Origin of the sequence: Streptomyces sp. NPDC015130 (assembly GCF_043080005.1) — a bacterium.
Lineage (GTDB): Bacteria > Actinomycetota > Actinomycetes > Streptomycetales > Streptomycetaceae > Streptomyces.
In genome coordinates, this window is record NZ_JBIBVC010000018.1 from 52,126 (window position 1) to 68,616 (window position 16,491).

General features: G+C 73.5%; 10 protein-coding genes. 2 read left to right on the forward strand and 8 right to left on the reverse strand.

All coding sequences use genetic code 11. The features are described from left to right. The first annotated feature begins 210 nt into the window (after window positions 1-210). Window positions 211-1,551: a glycoside hydrolase family 18 protein gene (locus ACF08F_RS30405; RefSeq protein WP_392301733.1), complete on the forward strand. Its 1,341-nt coding sequence runs from the start codon at window positions 211-213 to the stop codon at window positions 1,549-1,551. Window positions 1,552-1,703: 152 nt separating this feature from the next. On the opposite strand, the gene ACF08F_RS30410 is transcribed toward ACF08F_RS30405, so the two are convergent. Beyond that, entirely contained in the window at window positions 1,704-2,882 is a 1,179-nt protein-coding gene (locus ACF08F_RS30410) for a DUF4190 domain-containing protein (protein ID WP_392301734.1), read from the reverse strand. 194 nt (window positions 2,883-3,076) lie between these two features. After that, on the reverse strand, window positions 3,077-4,645 hold the full coding sequence (locus ACF08F_RS30415; RefSeq protein ID WP_392301735.1) for a S8 family serine peptidase: 1,569 nt from the start codon (window positions 4,643-4,645) through the stop codon (window positions 3,077-3,079). A gap of 190 nt (window positions 4,646-4,835) precedes the next feature. Between ACF08F_RS30415 and ACF08F_RS30420 the strand changes: the two genes are divergently transcribed. Beyond that, entirely contained in the window at window positions 4,836-5,957 is a 1,122-nt protein-coding gene (locus tag ACF08F_RS30420; RefSeq protein WP_392301736.1) for a pyridoxal-phosphate dependent enzyme, read from the forward strand. Window positions 5,958-6,100: 143 nt separating this feature from the next. On the opposite strand, the gene ACF08F_RS30425 is transcribed toward ACF08F_RS30420, so the two are convergent. The 6 genes from ACF08F_RS30425 to ACF08F_RS30450 all read right to left on the reverse strand — a co-directional run bounded on the left by ACF08F_RS30425 (window position 6,101) and on the right by ACF08F_RS30450 (window position 16,313). Continuing rightward, window positions 6,101-6,904, reverse strand: a complete 804-nt coding sequence (locus ACF08F_RS30425; protein ID WP_392301737.1) for a DUF4232 domain-containing protein — start codon at window positions 6,902-6,904, stop codon at window positions 6,101-6,103. A 99-nt stretch (window positions 6,905-7,003) separates the two neighbouring features. Continuing rightward, window positions 7,004-9,664 (reverse strand): BTAD domain-containing putative transcriptional regulator, encoded by a 2,661-nt coding sequence (locus ACF08F_RS30430; protein ID WP_392301738.1) that lies wholly within the window; start codon window positions 9,662-9,664, stop codon window positions 7,004-7,006. Between the two features lie 198 nt (window positions 9,665-9,862). Next, the gene (locus ACF08F_RS30435; RefSeq protein ID WP_392301739.1) at window positions 9,863-11,212 is read right to left on the reverse strand and encodes a DUF4407 domain-containing protein; all 1,350 of its coding nucleotides are present in this window, start codon (window positions 11,210-11,212) and stop codon (window positions 9,863-9,865) included. Beyond that, the gene (locus tag ACF08F_RS30440; RefSeq protein WP_392301740.1) at window positions 11,202-13,049 is read right to left on the reverse strand and encodes a hypothetical protein; all 1,848 of its coding nucleotides are present in this window, start codon (window positions 13,047-13,049) and stop codon (window positions 11,202-11,204) included. The genes ACF08F_RS30435 and ACF08F_RS30440 overlap by 11 nt, the downstream gene beginning before the upstream one ends. Then, complete coding sequence (locus ACF08F_RS30445) at window positions 13,046-15,208, reverse strand: hypothetical protein (RefSeq protein WP_392301741.1); 2,163 nt, start codon at window positions 15,206-15,208, stop codon at window positions 13,046-13,048. Before ACF08F_RS30445 ends, ACF08F_RS30440 begins: the two co-directional genes overlap by 4 nt. 205 nt (window positions 15,209-15,413) lie before the next feature. Next, window positions 15,414-16,313, reverse strand: a complete 900-nt coding sequence (locus tag ACF08F_RS30450; RefSeq protein WP_392301742.1) for a hypothetical protein — start codon at window positions 16,311-16,313, stop codon at window positions 15,414-15,416. Between the last annotated feature and the right edge of the window lie 178 nt (window positions 16,314-16,491).

The window sequence follows — 16,491 nt, forward strand, 5'->3', positions numbered from 1 at the left end:
CGCAGGCCTTGCTACCGGCGGTCACCGGGAGTAGGCGACGTTCGGCCGCCCCCGAGTCTCCGTGGCGTCCTCGCCGCACCCCTTGACCTCTATTGGTACAGACCAATACGTTCCTGCCTGCACGGCACATCGCGCACGGCACCACCCGCACGGCCTCTCTCGCACGGCACATCCCGCACGCTCCATCCCGCCTCGCACAGGAACGAGCCCATGCGCCCCAGAGCCCTGACCAAGCTGACCTTCGGCGCCGCCGCCGCGGCCACCCTCGGCCTCCTCGCCACTCTGGCCCCCGCGGCGGACGCGCACCAGCCCTCCCCCGCCTCCTCCGCCTCCCACTCCCTGAAGCGCATCGGGTACTTCACCCAATGGGGCATCTACGGACGGGACTTCCAGGTCAAGGACCTGGAGACCAGCGGCACGGCCGCGAAGCTCAGCCACATCAACTACGCCTTCGGCATCGTCGGTCCGAACGGCAAGTGCCTCATGGGCAACGTGCCCGGCTCCGACCCGTGGGCCGACTACGTGCGCCCCGTCGACACGGCCGACTCGGTGGACGGCGTCGCCGACACCGCCGAGCAGCCCCTCGCCGGCAACTTCAACCAGCTGCGCGAGCTGAAGGCGAAGAACCCGGGCCTCAAGGTCATGATCTCGCTGGGCGGCTGGAGCGGATCGGCCCACTTCTCCGACGCCGTGCGCACCGACGCCGGCCGCAAGGCGCTGGTCGCCTCCTGCATCGACACGTACATCAAGGGCAACCTGCCCGTCGACGGCGCCCGCGGTGGCGCCGGGGCCGCCGCGGGCGTCTTCGACGGCATCGACCTGGACTGGGAGTGGCCCGGCTCGGAGGGCAACCCCGGGAACGTGATCCGCCCCGAGGACAAGCCCAACTTCACCAAGCTGGTGCGGGAGTTCCGCACCCAGCTCGACGCCTACGGCCGCTCGCTGCCGCAGCGCAAGCGCTTCGACCTCAGCGCGTACGTGCCCACCGCGCCCGCCAAGATCGACGCGGGCTTCGAAGTCGCCAAGATCATGCGGGACTTCGACTTCGTGAACCTCCAGGGTTACGACTTCCACGTCTCCGGCGAGACGACGACGGGCCAGCAGTCCGCGCTCTTCGCCAAGAACGACTGGAGCGTCGACGGGACCGTGAAGTCCTGGCTGCGGCGCGGCGCCCCCGCCCACAAGCTCGTCGTCGGCATGCCCTTCTACGGCCAGGGCTGGACCGGCGTCACCGGCGGCGGCGACGGCCTCGGGCAGCCCGCGGCGGCCCCGGCCCCGGCCACGTGGGCGGCGGGTTCCGAGGACTACAAGCACCTGAAGAAGCTCGCCGAGTCCGGCACGTACAAGCTCTACCGCGGCCAGAAGAACGGCCACGCGTGGCTCTTCGACGGCACCACGCTCTGGACCTACGACGACCCCTCCGTGCTGCGCACCAAGGCGTCCTACGTCCGCCAGCGGGGCCTGGGCGGCGCCATGGTCTGGTCGCTGGACGGCGACACCCCCGACGGTGAGCTGATCACCGCGATCGACCGGGGCCTGACCCGACGCTAGACCGGAGTCGGCCCGGACCGGCACCGGGCCGACTCCGGCACCGGGCCGGACTCCAGCACCGGGCCGGCCCCAGCACCGGGCCGGCCCGCACCACCGCACGCCGGCTCGAAGTCGCCCGGTGCCGCGGAGTTCCGGGGGTGCGCCTTCCGGTCTCAGGCCGAGCTGCCGGGGGACTCCTCCACGGGCAGGGTGTCCGTCAGGCCGAGCCCGGTCCGCGCCTTCGCGCCGAGGTCTTGCGGCAGGGCGTCCCAGGCCGTTTCGTACTCCTCCCAGTAGGCGTCCGCGTCGGTCGATCCGGCCAGCTTGCGCCACTTCCTCGCGGCGGCGTCCAGCTCCTCGGCGAGCGCCGCGACCGGGGCCGTGGAGGCTCCGGGCCAGTCGTGGCCCTTGAGGCCCGCGCGCGCCCCGTCGATCGCCGCGAGCATCTCCCCGGACCACGCCTTGTTGGCCTCGAAGTCCTCGTCAGGGTCGGCGTCCGGCTCCCGGTTGCCGACCGTTTCGATCGGGTTGAGGGCCTTCAGGAAGTGCTCCTGGTCGGCGGTCAGGGTGCTCGCGTCGGAGCGCACCGAACCGCTGAAGGACCCGCCCTCGCTCGCGTACGCGCAGGTCACGGTCCGGTCGCCGTAGCGCCAGCTGCGGCTGCTCGGCATGTAGTAGTACACCAGCACGTCGACGGGGACGGCCCAGGTGTCCAGCGCGTACGCGGAGTTGATTGTCTCGCAGCGCTTCTCCGCCACCGCCTCCGTCTCGGACTCGCCGGGCCACTTGTCGTAGCCGGTGAGCTTGAAGCTGCCGGTGACCTCGCCGTCGTGCGGCTCGGCGCAGTCGACGATCTCGACGTCCGTCGCGTAGTCCTCGTCCTCCAGCTTGCCGTCGTCGCCGAAGCACTGCCCCACGCGCAGCGAGAACGGGGACTTGGTGCGCGACGCCTGGTCCACGCCCTCCCGGAAGCCGTCGACGGCCGAGCCGATGGCGCCGGTCGCGAGCCCGATGCCGATCAGCAGGGTGCTGACGAGGGAGAGGACGATGCCCGTGACGGCGAGCCCCTTGCCCGCCTGGCCCCTCTTCTTGATCTGCGGGAGGGCGATCCCGCCCAGGATCATCCCGAGGGGCGGGAGGCAGCAGACGATGCCGGAGACGAGGGCGCCGATGGCGAGCCCGTTGGTGGTACGCGGGGGCTGCCCGTACGGGCCGGGGGCACCGGGCCCACCCGGGCCACCGGGCTGTCCGTAGGGACCGGAGGCGTACGGCCCGCCCGGCGAGGTGTACGGGCCGGGGGCGGGCCAGCCCTGGGACGACGGGGGCTGCTGGGGCGGCTGGGTCGGCTCCACGGCTGAGGTGCTCCTGTTGGGGCGGCTGGTGCGAACGGACGAACGAGCGCGCATCGTACGTCGTCGTCCGCCGCGCCGACCGACCCGGGGTACGCCGGAGGGGCGGCCGCCGGCGGGCGACCACCCCTCGTCGTGACACGTGCGTCAGAGCGGATCAGCGCGGACGGGCATGCGCCCGGACCGATCGGCGTGGATCAGAACTGCAGGGCCCAGGAGTCGATCTTCCCGGTGTCGATGGACGCGTTGTCCGTGACCCGCAGCTTCCACGTGCCGTTCGCGACCTCCGAGGAGGCGTTCACGGTGTACGTGGTGTTGATGTTGTCCGCGCTGCCGCCGGTGCCGAAGGCCTTCAGCGTGTACGCCGAGCCGTCGGGGGCTATGAGCTGGACCTGGAGGTCACCGATGTAGGTGTGGACGATGTTCACCGGCACCTGGAGGGTGGCGGGAGCGTTGCCCGTGACGCCGCTGACGGTGACCGGGGACTCGACGGTCGCGTTGTCGGCGATGGCGTAGTCCGCGGTGTTCTCGAACTTCTTCCCGGGCGGCGGGGTGGTGCCGCCGCCACCGACGTACAGGAGGCGGTTCGGGGAGCCGGTGCCCGGGCTGGTCACCACGTTCGGCGTGGCGGCGTTCACCAGGGCGGTGCCGACCTGGGCCGGGGTGGCGCTCGGGTTGTCCCCGAGGTACAGCGCGGCCGCGCCGGCGACGTGCGGGGCCGCCATCGACGTACCGGAGATGGTGTTGGTGGCGCTGTCGCCGGTGTTCCACGCCGAGGTGATGTTGGAGCCCGGGGCGAAGAGGTCCAGGACGGTGCCGTAGTTCGAGAAGCTGGAGCGCGCGTCGGTGTTGGTCGTGGAGCCGACCGTGAGCGCCTCGGTCACACGGGCCGGGGAGTAGTTCGACGCGTTGGCATTGCTGTTGCCGGCGGCGACGGCGTACGTGACGCCCGACGCGATCGAGTTGCGGACGGCCGTGTCGAGGGTCGAGTCCGCCCCGCCGCCGAGGCTCATGTTGGCGACGGCCGGCTTGACCGCGTTCCGGGTGACCCAGTCGATGCCCGCGACGACGCCGGCGGTGGTGCCGGAGCCGTTGTTGTCGAGCACGCGGACGCCGACGATCTTGGCCTTCTTGGCGACGCCGTGGGCGGTGCCCGCGACGGTGCCGGCGACGTGGGTGCCGTGGCCGTTGCCGTCCTGGGCGACGTTGTCGTTGTCGACGGCGTCGAAGCCGTTGAAGGCGCGGCCGCCGAAGTCGCTGTGGGAGATCCGCACACCGGTGTCGATGATGTACGCGGTGACGCCCTGGCCCGCGGTGTCCGGGTAGGTGTAGCTCTGGTTCAGCGGGAGGGCCCGCTGGTCGAGCCGGTCCAGGCCCCAGGACGGCGGGGAGGGCTGGGTGGCGTTGATCTTGAAGACGCGGTTCTGCGCGACGGACTTCACGGCGGGGTCGGCGGCGAGCTTCTTCGCCTGCGCCTCGGAGAGTTCGACGCTGTAGCCGTTGAGCGCGGAGGTGTACGTCTTCTTGATCTTCGCGCCGTACTCGGCGGCGACCGCTCGGCCCTCGGCGGTCTCGGCCTGAGCCGACTCCTCCAGGGTGACGATGTAGCTGCCCGCGATGGCGCCTTCGGCTCCCGCGTTCTCGATGACGCCCTCCGCGGCGGCCGGCGCGGCGACGGCCGGGAGGGTGGAGGCGGAGCCGAGGGCGAGGGCTGCGACGGCGATCGCGATGGCCGTGCGGCGACGTGAGTCACGCATCACTGACATGTGAGGGGTCCTCCTCATTGGTGGTGCGTTGCTGTGGGGGTAGGCATGGACATGACAAGACGACGTGGAGATGTCCCCGCCGCTTCTCAAGTCCGGCTGCCGAGCGAAAGATTGACCGATCCATAGGAATCACACAAGGGCCATGCCGTACCCGACACACCCGTGTCACACGCCTGACATCCTGGGCCTCATGACTGCCTACGTGTGCCCCGACTGCCGGATCCACTCCCCCACGGACGCGCTCACCTGGTGTTGTCCGAAGTGCGGTGGCCCCTGGGACCTGGAGTTCACCCCGGCCCCCGGATCCCTCCCGTCGCTCACGTCCCTCGCGTCACGTGTGAATTCCTTGTGGCGGTACGAGGAGGCCCTGCCTCCGCTGCCGTACGGAGCCGAGGTGACCCTCGGCGAGGGCCGCACGCCCCTCGTCCCGCTCACGGAGTCGGTTTCGGCCAAACTCGACTTCCTCATGCCGACGCTGTCCTTCAAGGACCGGGGCGCCGTGATGCTCGCCGCCCACGCCCTGCGGCTCGCACGCGCCGGGGGCCTCGACCGGGTCGTGGCCGACAGCAGCGGGAACGCGGGCACGGCCGTCGCCGCGTACGGGGCGCGGGCCGGGCTCGACAGCCTCGTGTACGTGCCCGAGGGGACGTCCCCGAAGAAGCTGGAGCAGATCCGGGCGCACGGGGCCCGCGTGGTCGAGGTGCCCGGTGACCGCGAGGCCACCGCCCGGGCGGCGCGCGAGGCCGCGGACGCCCCCGGCACGTTCTACGCCTCGCACGTCTACAACCCGTACTTCCTGCACGGCACGAAGACGTACGTCTACGAGCTCTGGGAGGAGCTCGGAGGCCGGCTCCCCGACACGATCGTCGTCCCCGTCGGCAACGGCACGTTGCTCCTCGGCGCCGCCCTCGCCCTCGCCGAACTGCGCGCCCAGGGGCTCGCCGACACCCGCACCGCGCTCGTCGCCGTCCAGGCCGAGGCGGTCTCCCCGCTGGCGGCCGCCTTCCACGCGGGCGCGGACGACGTCGCCGCCCCCGCCCCCGCTCGCCCCACCCTCGCCGAGGGCATCGCGATCCCGGCCCCGCCCCGCGCCCGCCAGATCCTCCGGGCGGTACGCGAGACGGGCGGCACGTTCCTGACGGTGACCGAGGACCAGATCCGTACCGCCCAGCGGGACCTGGCGAGGCGCGGCCTCTTCGTCGAGGGCACGGGCGTCGCCTGCTGGGCGGCCGTCAGCGCGGCCCCGCCCCGCCCGGGCCTCACCGTGGTGCCGCTGTGCGGGGCGGGCGCGAAGACGGGGCTGGTCGGCTAGGGCGTGTTGCGAAAGTAGCGCCGGCCGCCCGCAGGGCGGGCCCGCGGACTTTCGCAACACGCCCTAGACACCCCCTGAGGAGTGCTCGCTGAGGAGTACTCCCGGGGAGAAGCACCCTGGGGAGAGCTCCCTGGGCTCCGCCGTCAGAACTCGTCGGCGCCGTTGCGGAGCTCGGGCGTCCAGTAGCCCGTCTTCGCAGCGGCCTCGTCGACCGCGAGGCCGCCCGCGGGGGCCTTGACGACGATGCTGCCCTCGGCCGGGCCGTCGGCGGCGAAGAGGTTCACGTTGAAGCTCTTCACGACCTTGTTGCCCTCGTGGGCGCCGCCGAGCGCGACCCGCACGTTGGCGTAGGCCGGGGCGCCCGGCTTCAGGACGACCGGGGCGGCCGGCCTGCTCTTCGCGACGGCCGGGACGTCCTTGGCCGTCTGGATGTCGCCGAAGGCGATCAGCGGGTACCGGAGGAGGGTGCAGGAGCGGCCGGAGGTGTTGGTGGCGGTGAGGGTGATGTGCTCGGTCGGGACCTCGTCCGCCTTCGCCGCGGTGATGCTGACGTCGCCGTGGGCGCAGGCCGGGGCCTTGGCGGAGCTGGAGGCGCCGGCCTCGGTCCCGGCGGAGGCCTTGGCCGTGGTCCTGCCGCCGGTGGAGCCCTTGCCTCCGGTGGTGGAGGCCTTGCCGCCGGTGGTGGAGGCCTCGGTCACGCCCTCGGAGGTGGAGCCGCCGGCCGTGGCACCGCCAGCCGCGCCCGCCGTGTCGTCGCCCGTGCCCTGGTCCGCGGTGCCCGCGTCCTTCTGCGGCTGCGACGGCGAGCTGCTCGCGGCGGCGCTGCCCGCGTCCTTGGCGCCGGTGCCGGTGTCGCCGCCGCAGGCGGTCAGGCCCAGCGAGAGGGCGGTGACGGCCGCGGCGGCCAGGACGGTGGCCTTGTGGTGGGCGCGCTTGGTGGTCCGCATGGTGGTTCTCCCCCGTGAAGCTGTCGGTCGACGCGGTACGTCCGTACTGCGTGATGCGTCCAGCTTCCGGCCCGGCGCTGCCGTTCCGCTTGCGTGCCGCTAACGATCCGCTGACAGCCGCGAAAGCTTCTCCGCCGCCCGCACGGAACCCTCGGTGAACCCGGCCGCGTCGGCCGCGGCGATGGCCCTTTTCAGCTGGTCAGCCGCCTCGTCGAGGCGCCCCACACCGGCCAGCGCCTCGCCCCGGACGATCTGCAGCTGGGCCTGGACGACCACCGCGTCGGGTGTCACCAGTTCCCCCGCGCGAACGGTGTGCGCGAGGGCCTCGTCGTACTCCCCGGCCTTCAGGCAGTGCGACGCCAGGTGCTGGAGGGTCAGGACCTGGGTGGACGGGTGGGCGGCGCGGTCGGCGAGCGACACCGCGTGGACCATGAGCAGGCCGGCCCGCTCGTGCTCCCCGGTCGCGTCCAGGACGGCGGCGTAGTTGACGTACGCGATGGCCTCGCTGACCGTGTCCCCGGCCCGGGCGGCGAGGATCGGCGCCTTCTCCAGGTGGACGAGCGCCTCGGCGTTCCGCCCTTCCTCGTGCAGCACCCACCCGAGGAGCGCCCGGGTCCGCGACTGCGCGTCGAGGTTGCCCTCGTGCTCGGCGCAGGCGAGTCCGGCCTCCAGGAGCGGCGTCCAGCCGTCCCCGATCCGCATGAGCATCAGCGGCCACATCACGAGGGCGAGCCGCCAGCCCCGGTCGTGGAGGCCGAGCGCGGCGGCGGCGGCCACGGCGCCCTCCAGGGCGGGGCGTTCGGCCGCGTACCAGTCCAGGGCCGCCGCCCGGTCCTCGAACTCCAGGGTGGCGGCGGGCCGTCGGGCGTCAGAGGGCAGCGAGTAGCAGGGCTGGGAGCCCGGTTCGGCGGCGGCGTCGGCGGCGAGCCCGGTGAAGAGGTAGTGGTCGAGGAGTCGGGGCAGGCCCTCGGGGTCGGCGTCGGGGGCGACGCGGCGGGCGTAGAGGCGTACGAGGTCGTGCGGGGTCCAGCGGCCGGGCACGGCCTCGGTGAGGAGGTGGGCGGCGGCGAGCCGGTCCAGATCGACGGAGGCGTGCGCCGGGGAGGTGCCGGCGAGCGCGCCGGCCGCGAAGCGGTCCAGGTCGGAGCCGGTGTGCAGGCCGAGCGCCCGGAACATCCGGGCCGCGGAGTCGGGCAGCTGCTGCACGGTGAGGCGCAGCGCGGCGGAGACCCCGACGTCCTCGACGTCGAGGAGGGTCAGCCGCACCTGCTCGTCGGCGAGTTCGCCGACCATCGCGTCGAGCGTCCACTGCGGGCGTTCGGCGAGCCGGGCCGCCGTGACGCGCAGCGCGAGGGGCAGCCCGTCGCAGAGTCCGGCGAGCCGCTCGGCGGCGGCGGGTTCGGCGGCGACCCGGGCCTCGCCGAGCACGGTGGCGAGGAGGGCGGACGAGGCGGCGGGCGGCAGGTGCCCGAGCGGCACGGGCCGGGCGGCGTCGGAGGCGATGAGACCGCTGAGCCGGTCGCGGCTGGTGACGACCGTCGCGCACAGGTCGCCGCCCGGGAGCAGCGGCCGGACCTGCTCGGAGGAGCGCGCGTTGTCGAGGACGACGAGGAGGCGGCGGCCGGCGGTGAGGGAGCGGAAGAGCGCGCCCCGCGCGTCGGCGGCCTCCGGTATCCGGAGCGCCGGGACGCCGAGGGCGAGCAGGAACTCGCGGAGGACGGCGGCCGTCTCGGGCGCCGGGGTGTCGCTGAAGCCGCGCAGATCGGCGAAAAGTCGACCGTCGGGGAAGGCGGCGCGGCGCTCGTACGCCCAGTGGACGGCGAAGGCCGACTTGCCGACGCCCGCGGGTCCGGTGACGAGGCAGAGGGGCGCGACGACCCCGCCGACGGCCCGGTCGAGGTCGGCCAGCTCGGCGCCCCGGCCGGTGAAGCCGCGCGGCGCGCGCGGCAGCTGCTCCGGCGCCGCGAACGGGACGGACGCCTCGACCGGGAGGGCCGGGCGGGGGACGCGCGCGGCGGGCTCGGCGGAGCGCAGGAGCGTCGCGTACGCCTCGGCGAGCGCCTCGCCGGGGTCCACGCCGAGCTCCTCCGCGAGCAGCCGGCGCGTGCGGTGGTACCAGTCGATGGCGTCCGACTGGCGCCCCGCGCGGCCGAGGGCCAGCATCAGCGCGGCGGCGAGGGACTCGCGCAGGGGGTGGGCGACGGCCTCGGTACGGAGCACGGCGGCGGCCCGGCCGTGCTCGCCGAGCGCCCCGTACGCCGCGGCCAGGGCCTCCACGGAGGCCAGCCGCAGCTCTTCGAGACCCCCGGCCGCCGCCTCCAGGGGCCGGCTGTGCACGGTCCCGGTGAGCGCGGGCCCCTGCCAGTACGAGAGGGCCTCGCGCAGCATCCGCACGGCGTCACCGGGATGGCGCTGCACCCCGGCGAGCGCGACGAGCTCCTCGAAGCGGTGGGCGTCGACGAGCGACTCCGGCATGCGCAGCACGTACGCGGAGCCCTGGGTGGCGAGCTCGACCCCGTACCCCTCCGCCCCGTGCTCGGCGAGCAGCGCCCGCAGCCGCGAGACGTGCCCCTGGAGGACGGTCTTGGCGTGCGTGGGCGGCTCGTCCTCCCACAGGGCGTCGATCAGCTGCGTCACGTTCACGGCGCCGTTGGGCCGGAGCAGGAGCATGGCGAGCAGACTGGACCGCTTGGCGGGGCCCAGGGCTACGTCGCCGTCCTCCGTCACCAGCGCAACGGATCCGAGCAGCCGGAACTCCACCTTCTACCTCCGCGATCCTTGTCCCCCGGCCCCCGATTCCCAGCAGACGAGGATACGTGGGGTAAGAGGGACGACCGCGCGGTGGAGTTCCCGAAGTCGCCCTCGCCGTCCGGATCCGTCCCCGCCGTCCGGATCCGCGCGGACGGCGGACCCCGGGCGGCGCCCCGGGGTCGCGCGTCGTGTGGTGTTCGTGCGGTGTCAGTCGCCGAGGAGCCGGGCCGTGCGGGCGTCGAGTTCCTCGCGGACCCTGCGGGCGTGCTCGGCGCGCGCCTGGTAGCGGGCGTGGCCCAGCCGGGCCTTGTCCTCCTCGGCCCGGACCTCCGCCGCGTAGCGCCGGACCTCGTGGTCGATGGCGGCGACCTGGCGCTGCACGTCCTGGTCCTCCAGGTGGATGCGCTGGTTGGCCTCGCGCCGCTCGCCGATCCTGCGGTCGTACTCGGACGGGCCGCTCATCAGCTTGGCGAGCACGGGCATCGCGTCGACCAGGAGCAGCACGGCGTGCAGCAGGAACATCATGAAGAGCGCGAAACCGTCGGACCAGGCCACCGTGGACAGGGCGTCGGCGCGCAGCAGCAGTCCGTCGTGCTGCTGCGACTCCTTCCGCTCGGCGACCTTGGCGTCGATGGCCTTCTTGACGTCCGCCCGGTAGGCGGTGCCGGTCGCGACCAGCCGGTCGGCGAGGACATTGCCGCGGGCGACGAGTTCGGCGCGCTTCACCTCGTACTCGGCGACCTTGCTCGTCCGCTTGTACGCGCTGGTGTCGGCGCGGGCCCGCTCGCAGGTCTCGGTGGTGTCCCAGCCGTTGCCGCGCCAGATCCACCGGTTCCTGGCGCATTCGCGGCGCTCGACGCCGAGCTTCGTGTCGAGGGCGTCGTTGGAGTTCTTGATCTGCACGTCGAGGCGGCCGACGGCGGCGGTGTTGTCGGCGATGTCCTCCTTGATCGAGGCCGGCGCGCCCTGCACGGTGAGGTGGAAGCGGTCGCACTCCGCGCGGCCGGTGGTGTCCTTGCCGTCGAGGGGGTTGCAGGCGGTGAGGCCGCCCCGGAAGTCCAGGAGGTCGCGCTCCCTGGAGACGGCCATCTCCTGGCGTATCTCGCGGTCGAAGATCTGGAAGAGGAGCGGCTCGGCGATGGTGAGCCCGAGCACGATCGAGAGGAACAGCCGGGGCACCAGCATGCGGACCGCGCGTCCGCCGGTGTAGCCGTGGGTGCTGGAGACCAGCCAGCTGTCCAGGGCGAGCACGATCCACGCCCAGACGAGGCCGACGAGGACCGCCACCGCGACCGGCGTGCCCTCGCGGATCGTGCTGATCGCCATCGTCATGGAGGCACCGCCGAGCAGCGCGGTGTTGAGGACGATGGCGCCGTACCAGGTGTAGCGGGCGCGCTCGGCCGGCTCACGGTCGAGGATCTCCTCGCGTATGCCGATCAGGCGGCGCAGCAGCGCGGCGGGGCTGCGGCGGTTCCGGACGTGGCGGGCGGGCCCGGTCTCGGCCGCCCAGTCGGCGTAGCTCTCCTCGGGCGGGCGTACGGGGGTGTCAGCGGCCACGCTCCTCCCTCCCCGCTTCACCCAGGTCGTCGTCGGCGATCACGGGGCCGGCCGCGGCGCGGTCGGCGTCGGCGTCCCTGTCGAACCCCCGGTCGAAGTCCCGGTCCTTGTCGAGGTCCCGGCTCCGGTCGACGTCCCGGTCCCTGTCGAACTCCCGGCTCCGGTCGAACTCCCGGTCACGGTCCCTGTCGAACTCACGGTCCCGGTCCCGTCCCCGGTCGGCGCGGCCGCCGCTGTCACGGCCGGTCCGGCCGGCACGGTCGTACCCGCCGCCGCCGTATCCGCCTGCGCCGTACCCCTCGCCGTCCCGGTCGCCCCGGTACGGATCGTCGGGCCGGTCCTGACGGCGCGCGTCGCTCCCCCGCCCGTACTCCCCCGTCCCGTACTCGCCCTTCCCGTACGGCTTCCTCGCGTGCGAGGCCTCCGCGCCCTCCTCCAGTTGCGGGGCGTCACCCGAGCCGGTCACCTGCGCGGCGGCCGGCTGGTCCTGGTCGACCGGGTCCTGTCCGGAGCTGAGGCGCTCGACGAAGGCACGGGCGTCGAGCGGGGCGTTGTCGAGGAGGCCGCGGTTGATCATCTGGCGGCCCAGCTCCTGGTTGATGTTGTCGCGCCGGTCGGCCCGGTGCCGCCGCTCGGCCCGCTCGGCGAGCACGTCCTCGCGCTGCTCCGCGTGCCGCCGCTGCCGCTCCTCGCGCTCCGCGGCCCGCTCCTCGCGCTGCTCCTCCCGGGCGGCGTCGAGCGCGGCGCGCTGGTCCTGGCGGTCGACCTCACGGTGCCGGTCCTCGCGCTCCCAGCTGTACCGGACGTCGTCCCGCTCGGCGAGCCGCCGCCGCTCGGCGTTCTCCCAGTGCCGGTCCTCGTCCTCGCGCTGCCACTCGCGCCGCTGCCGCTCGGTCTCGCGCTGCCGCTCGGACAGTTCGGAGTAACCGATCTCGCCCCTGCGCCGCGCGAGGATGTCCGTGTGGGCCGCGTCGGTGCCGAAGTCGTCGAGGTCCTTGAGCGCCTCGGTGCGGTCGAACTCGTTGTCCTTGCGCTTGATGTTCTGGGTGTAGTGCTGGTCCTCGGCCGCGGCCTTGTGGGAGTACGACCGCCTGATGTCCTCCAGTTCCTGCTGGTGGCGCATCTCGATCGTCCTGCGCTCGGCCTCCATCCGCTCCCGGTCCTTCTCGCGCTCGTGCTCCATGCGCTCGCGCTCCCGGCGCACCGCCTCCTTCACGCGGTCCTGCTCGTGCTCGCGCCGCTCCGCCTCGGCCTGGCGCTGCTGGGCGGCGAACTCCTCCGGGGTGAGCACCGTCAGGTACGGGTCGCCGACGGAGAGCCCGGCGATCCGCGGCGGCTGCATCTCCAGGTACGCGATGAGGCGCGCGGTCAGCCGACGGGACACCTCCTTGCCCTCTTCGAGCGGCCATTCCTGGGTGACGTCGGTGAGTCCGGGCAGCGACCGGAGGTAGCCGAGCAGCCGGGACTCCACGTCGGTGAGGCCCTCGCGGACGACGGCGACCGGGTCGGTGACCGTGCAGCGGAAGGCGACCTGGAGGGTGAAGCCGTCGGTGTCGGCGGACGGTACGTCGGTGCCGACGGTGACGGCCACGTCGGTCCGGCAGTCGACGACCGTCACCGAACCGGCGCTCAGGACGGCCTCGTCGCCGGGCCCGCGGACCCCGTGGTCGGTGAGGTACTGGTCGCCGGTGCGGTAGACGAGGACCTGGTGGGCGGAGACGCGGGGCAGCTCGTCGGCGGAGCGGGACGGCTGGTTCCAGAAGCGGCGGCCGGTGCGGGGAGCGGGGGCGAGCACCCGCTCCTCGACCAGCGGATAGGACCTGCGGATCGTGGTCATCGTGGCTGGGTGTCCTTCGCACTGTTCAGCGCGCCGAGCAGGATCGCGACGCAGTCGGGACCCGTGGCGCGAGTGGGACGGGAGATCGCGAGTCGGTCCAGCTCGCCTGTCAGCAAGCGGTGTTCGACCTGCGGGAGCGCGGCGGCGAGGGCGCGACCGAGTCGCGCGGCCGCCGCGGTGGGGTCGGAGGTCACGGCGGGCAGGGCGCGGGCCGTGACGAGCAGGGCGGACAGGGCGTTACGGCGCAGCGGCCGGTAGCAGAGGATCGCCGCCCACAACTCGGCGACGACGTCCGCCTCCTCGGTGCGGTCGGCGACGTACCGCGCGACGGCGGGGCGGCCGGAGAGCCGCTCGGTGGCGGTGAAGACCCACAGGGTGGTCTCCAGGACGAGGAGGCCGGTGGCCGAGTAGGCGGCGGACCGGGTGCGCTGTTCCTTCCTGATCCGGTGCGCCAGGGCGTCGAGGACGATGCCGGCGTCCTCCTGGCAGTCGACGAGCGTCAGGAACAGCTGCGCCCAGGCCTGCAGCCCGACCACGCGCTCCGCCCGCTCGGCGAGGACGCCGCTGCGGAGCACCGCCCAGATCCACTTCACCGCGTCGGTCGGGAAGGTGACGCCGAGCTGGCCGCTGAAGGCGATGAGCGCGGTCCCGCGCAGGGTGGGGTGGGCGGACTGCGCCCAGGTGCGGGCGAGCGTGAGGGCGGGCGCCGCCTGGGACTCCTCCAGGCACATGTACCAGAGGACGTACACGGCGAGGGCCTGCCCGGTCTCGCCGCTCTCGCCGCGCGCCCAGGGGTCGAGGTAGCTCTGCACGACCTCGTCGAAGGCGGTGTGCCCGAGGAGCGTGAGCCCGGAGGCGATGGAGTTCTGGAGGACGGGGTCGGGGTCGGCGCGGACGACCGCCGCCAGCCAGGTGCGGACCGCGTCCCAGTACTCGGTGGGGTGATCGCGCCACAGCGCCTGGAGCACCCAGCGGCGCAGCTCGGCGTCGGCGAAGACCATGACCTCGCGGGTGGTCGCGCCGTAGACCTGCATCTCGGTGCTGATGAGGGCGTTGCGGGCGAGGGAGCGGCGCCGGTCCACCGGGCGGGCGCGGCGGCGCGGCCGGGGGTCGGGGCCGTCGGGTGCGACGGTCTGCCCCGTGGTGTCGGGGGCCTGGGCGTCGCCGGGGGCCCGGCTGTCCTCGGGCGTGAAGTAGACCGGTTCGAGGAGCCGTTCCAGGAGGTCCTGGAGCGATTCGAAGGCGCGCCGGCCGATGCCGGTGGCGAAGGCGAGGGTGGTGACCTCGGCGATCTCGCGCAGGCTCCGTTCCTCCTCGGCGTCGAACCACTCCTGGACGGCCTGCGGCGCGCTGCCGCTGTGCTCCTTCCACACCTGGTCGGGGTCGGCACCGGCGGCGATCCGCTGCGCCGCGTCGGCGACGACCGCGATGGGGCAGCGGGGCGGGATGCCGGCGAGGGCGCGGTCGAGGGTCTCCTGCGGGGTACGGGCCATGACGAGCCGGGCCCGGACGACCTTGTCCAGGGCCGGGGGCCGCCACCGCAGATGGCGTACGGCCTCCGGCGGGCGACCGGACACGTCGTGCACGGTGGTGATCACGAGGTGGGCGCGATGGTGGCGCAGCTGGTCGCGCACCCGCCGCCAGTCGAAGTCCGAGGACGGTCCGGCGGCGCCTCCGGAGGTCCCGGCGGTCCCGGTGCGGTCGAGGACGACGTAGCCGACGCCCTCGTCGAAGGTGCGCTCCGCGAGCTGGTCGAGGCCGATGTCGGGTGAGAGGACGACGTAGTCGGCGGAGGGCCCGACGGTCTCCCGGAGCAGGGCGACCGCGCCGGAGCGCTTGCCCGTGCCCTGGGGGCCGGTCAGGACGACGACGCCGGTACGGGAGAGCTCGCGGGCCGCGCCGTCGAAGCAGTCGGGGCGGATGTACGAGCGGAGCAGGGCGTCGATCTCGTCGCCTTCGAGGAGCCCGGTGGCGCGGGCCCGCCCGGGCCGCTCGGCGGCGGTGGCGATGCCGAAGTGGGCGCGGCCGTGGTACTGGGGGCCGTAGAAGTTGTTGTAGACGCGGTAGTCGCTGTCACCGGAACCGGAGCTGGAACCGGACTCGGAACGAGACCCGGAACCAGATCCGGAACCAGACCCTGATCCGGATGCGGAGTTCACTCCTGAGAGTGAAGGGGACGAGGGCGAGGAGGCCGAGGGGGACTCGTACCCGGAACCGGATTCGACAGCGCCGCCCACGTCCTCGGCCAACCTCCGGGAATCACCGGACACCATGTCCCTGCCCGCCTCCTCCCCGCTTCCGTGACTCTCCGTCGGCCGATCCGTGGAACTCACGTGCACACCCCCGTCTCCCCCTCCGCTCCGGTCACTTGGAGATGCCGAAGACGACGTTCCCGTTGATGACGGTTCCGTGCAGATGCGTGGTGACGGAGTCGCCGGCGGCGGGCGCGGAGGAGTCCGTACGAGAGGGGGAACCGGAGTCCGCACCGGAACGGGAACCGGACTCGGAGCGGGCACCGGCCCCCTCACGGGAACCGGACTCCCCGGAGGAATCGGATCCGCCCCGGGCCTCGGATCCGCCCCGGGCCTCGGATCCGCCCCGGGCAGGGGACTCGCTCCGGGCAGGGGACTCGCTCCGGGAAGCGAACTCGGCCTCCCCGAGATCCAGGGCGTGGACGTCGTACCCCGGCACCCACAGCCAGGCCCGCCCCCGGTACTCCTTCTTCTCGACGACGACCTCGCGGAACTCGTCCGGCCGGAAGTTGGTGTACCCCTGGGCGACGAGCTCCGTGAAGACCGGCGCGGTCAGCGCGACGGCGAGCGCGGCGTCCGGGGCCTCGGCGAGGGCCCGGCGCAGCGGGTCGCTCTCCAGGACCCGGGCGACCTCGACGGGCCCGGGGCCGGCGAAGCCGTTGGGGGCCGGGGAGGCCGTGCCGAAGTGCACGGCGGCGCGCAGCGCGAGGCGCGCGCCGGGCACCCGGTCGCGGTTGTGGGCGCGGAGACCGGCGTCCAGCCTCCGCATGAAGGGCTCGACGAGGGCCTGTTCGTCGGAACCGGCGGGGAGCACGGCGAACTCGGAGTCCCCGGCGGGCTGCCGCACCCAGGACGCGCGATCGAGCCCGGCCGCCTCGGCCGACTCGGCGAGAAGCCGGGGCAGAACTGTCTGGATCTCGCGCTGTCGCGCGGTGTCCGCGCTGCCGTATCCTCGCGCGTCTACGGCGAGCAGAAGCCGCCTGCCGAACACGCCCATCGCACCTACGGACATCCCGTCCTCCTCGTCCGTCACATCGGGAAGGACAGCATGCCGCAGGTCCAACTCACTTGCGAATCAAGGGAGTTACGAGACACAAGGCGATGCGGCATGCCGCTCCCGGACCGTTGCCCACCCCCGTGGAGCACCGGTCGCACTGCCAGTCGTACACCGCAACCGGGCATCCGCACCC